At 55.5% G+C, this 3,635-nt stretch carries 2 rRNA genes; both read left to right on the top strand.

The annotated features are described in order from the left end of the window. Nucleotides 1-171 precede the first annotated feature (171 nt). Nucleotides 172-3,317, top strand: a 23S ribosomal RNA gene (locus K8U61_RS24670). A gap of 197 nt (nucleotides 3,318-3,514) precedes the next feature. Then, nucleotides 3,515-3,631 (top strand): 5S ribosomal RNA (gene rrf, locus K8U61_RS24665). Nucleotides 3,632-3,635: the final 4 nt, after the last annotated feature.

Raw genomic sequence — 3,635 nt, 5'->3', positions numbered from 1 at the left:
TGGGCGGGTTTCTTGTGAATTGGATAGTGGACGCGAGCATCTTGCGATGTCTCTTCACCAGGAGACATCGCGATATAGCAACCGGCGACCTCGAGTTGTCTCCTTTGGGGACTGGTCGTCGGATGTCTAGTCTTTGTAGTTTTGCTTTGTAGTTTTTGTTGAGTGTTTGTGCGACAAGCTATGAAGGGCACATGGTGGATGCCTTGGCATCAAGAGCCGATGAAGGACGTAGGAGCCTGCGATAAGCCCTGGGGAGTTGGCAACCGAGCTGTGATCCGGGGGTGTCCGAATGGGGAAACCCAGCACGAGTCATGTCGTGTTACCCACGCCTGAATATATAGGGCGTGTGGAGGGAACGTCGGGAAGTGAAACATCTCAGTACCGACAGGAAGAGAAAACAACAGTGATTCCGAGAGTAGTGGCGAGCGAAATCGGAGGAGGCTAAACCTCATGCGTGTGATACCCGGCAGGGGTTGCGTGTGGGGGGTTGTGGGACCATTCTGATCCATCTGCCGGTGGGTCGAACAGTCATAAAACTGATGTGAAGTTGAAGTCCGTTGGAAAGCGGCGCCGTAGAGGGTGATAGCCCCGTAGTTGTAAGCATCAGTCTGTTGAGTGGTATCCCAAGTAACACGGAACCCCTGAAATTCCGTGTGAATCTGGCGGGACCACCCGTTAAGCCTAAATACTCCTTGATGACCGATAGCGGACAAGTACCGTGAGGGAAAGGTGAAAAGTACCCCTGGCGGGGAGTGAAATAGTACCTGAAACCGTGTGCCTACAATCCGTCGGAGCCCGGCTGCCAACCTCTTTGCAATGTTGGTGTTGGGGTGACGGCGTGCCTTTTGAAGAATGAGCCTGCGAGTTTGCGTTGTGTTGCGAGGTTAACCCGTGTGGGGGAGCCGTAGCGAAAGCGAGTCCGAATAGGGCGTTTGAGTAGCACGATCAAGACCCGAAGCGAAGTGATCTATCCATGGGCAGGTTGAAGCGCGGGTAAGACCGCGTGGAGGACCGAACCCACTTAGGTTGAAAACTGAGGGGATGACCTGTGGATAGGGGTGAAAGGCCAATCAAACTTCGTGATAGCTGGTTCTCCCCGAAATGCATTTAGGTGCAGCGTTGTGTGTTTCTTGCCGGAGGTAGAGCACTGGATAGCCGATGGGCCCTACCAGGTTACTGACGTTAGCCAAACTCCGAATGCCGGTAAGTGAGAGCGCAGCAGTGAGACTGCGGGGGATAAGCTCCGTAGTCGAGAGGGAAACAGCCCAGACCATCAGCTAAGGCCCCTAAGCGGTGACTAAGTGGAAAAGGATGTGGAGTCGCAGTGACAACCAGGAGGTTGGCTTGGAAGCAGCCACCCTTGAAAGAGTGCGTAATAGCTCACTGGTCAAGTGATTCCGCGCCGACAATGTAGCGGGGCTCAAGTCATCCGCCGAAGCTATGGCACTCACACGTGTGCTTAGCCACGATTGTGGTTCAGGTGTGTGGGTGGGTAGGGGAGCGTCGTGTCGCGAGTGAAGCCTCAGGGTGACCTAGGGGTGGACGCGACACGAGTGAGAATGCAGGCATGAGTAGCGAATGAAGAGTGAGAAACTCTTCCGCCGAATGATCAAGGGTTCCAGGGTCAAGCTAATCTGCCCTGGGTAAGTCGGGACCTAAGGCGAGGCCGACAGGCGTAGTCGATGGACAACGGGTTGATATTCCCGTACCGGCAAAGTAGCGCCCATGACGAACCTGGTGATGCTAACCACCCAAAGCATCAGATGACCGATCCCTTCGGGGTGAGGCGCTGGTGTGGAGCGTGGGACCCGATCCGGTAGTAGTCAAGCGATGGGGTGACGCAGGAAGGTAGCCCAGCCACGGCGATGGTTGTCCGTGGGTAAGCAGGTAGGGGGCGGTCTAGGCAAATCCGGACCGCTGTGCTTCGAGCACGGCCCTGAGATGTGACGCCGAGCCCGTATGGGCGAAGTGGGTGATCCTATGCTGTCGAGAAAAACCTCTAGCGAGCTACGCGCCGCCCGTACCCCAAACCGACTCAGGTGATCAGGTAGAGAATACCAAGGCGATCGAGCGAACCATGGTTAAGGAACTCGGCAAAATGCCCCCGTAACTTCGGGAGAAGGGGGGCCGGATCCGTGACGGAACTTGCTTCCGGTAGCGGTGATGGCCGCAGAGACCAGGCCCAAGCGACTGTTTACTAAAAACACAGGTCCGTGCGAAGTTGTAAGACGATGTATACGGACTGACTCCTGCCCGGTGCTGGAAGGTTAAGAGGACCTGTTAGGTAGCAATACCGAAGCGGAGAATTTAAGCCCCAGTAAACGGCGGTGGTAACTATAACCATCCTAAGGTAGCGAAATTCCTTGTCGGGTAAGTTCCGACCTGCACGAATGGAGTAACGACTTGGGCGCTGTCTCAACCGTGGACTCGGCGAAATTGCACTACGAGTAAAGATGCTCGTTACGCGCGGCAGGACGGAAAGACCCCGGGACCTTTACTATAGTTTGGTATTGGTGTTTGGTTCGGCTTGTGTAGGATAGGTGGGAGACTTTGAAGCATCGACGCCAGTTGGTGTGGAGTCAACGTTGAAATACCACTCTGGTCGTACTAGATGTCTAACCTAGGACCATGATCTGGTTCAGGGACAGTGCCTGATGGGTAGTTTAACTGGGGCGGTTGCCTCCTAAAGAGTAACGGAGGCGCTCAAAGGTTCCCTCAGCCTGGTTGGCAATCAGGTGTTGAGTGTAAGTGCACAAGGGAGCTTGACTGTGAGACAGACATGTCGAGCAGGGACGAAAGTCGGAACTAGTGATCCGGCCACGGCATGTGGAAGCGTGGTCGCTCAACGGATAAAAGGTACCCCGGGGATAACAGGCTGATCTTCCCCAAGAGTCCATATCGACGGGATGGTTTGGCACCTCGATGTCGGCTCGTCGCATCCTGGGGCTGGAGTAGGTCCCAAGGGTTGGGCTGTTCGCCCATTAAAGCGGCACGCGAGCTGGGTTTAGAACGTCGTGAGACAGTTCGGTCCCTATCCGCCGCGCGCGCAGGAAACTTGAGAAAGGCTGTCCCTAGTACGAGAGGACCGGGATGGACGAACCTCTGGTGTGCCAGTTGTCCCGCCAGGGGCACGGCTGGTTGGCTACGTTCGGAAGTGATAACCGCTGAATGCATCTAAGCGGGAAGCACGTTTCAAGATGAGGTTTCCCACCCACTCGATGGGGTAAGGCCCCCAGCAGAACACTGGGTTGATAGGCCGGAGGTGTACAGCAGTAATGCCCAGCCGACCGGTACTAATAGGCCGAGGGCTTGTCACACAAACCCTCAACCAAAACCACAAAGCCATCGACTACGCGTAAAGACGAACAACATGTTCGCGTCCACTACACAAGAACCAACACACCATCCAGCACACCATCCAGCACACAACTGGATCAACAACTGGATCAACAACAGAACAACGAAGCTTGGCCCACCACCGTGAACACCCCGGTGAGTGGACGCCACATAGAGTTACGGCGGCCATAGCGAAAGGGAAACACCCGGTCCCATCCCGAACCCGGAAGTTAAGCCTTTCAGCGCCGATGGTACTGCAACCGAGAGGCTGTGGGAGAGTAGGACGCCGCCGGACATAC

Source organism: Nocardioides mangrovi (assembly GCF_020073815.1).
Taxonomy (GTDB): Bacteria; Actinomycetota; Actinomycetes; order Propionibacteriales; family Nocardioidaceae; genus Nocardioides; species Nocardioides mangrovi.
The sequence above is the reverse complement of the archived record's forward strand: the minus strand, read 5'-3'. Positions and strand labels throughout refer to the sequence as shown.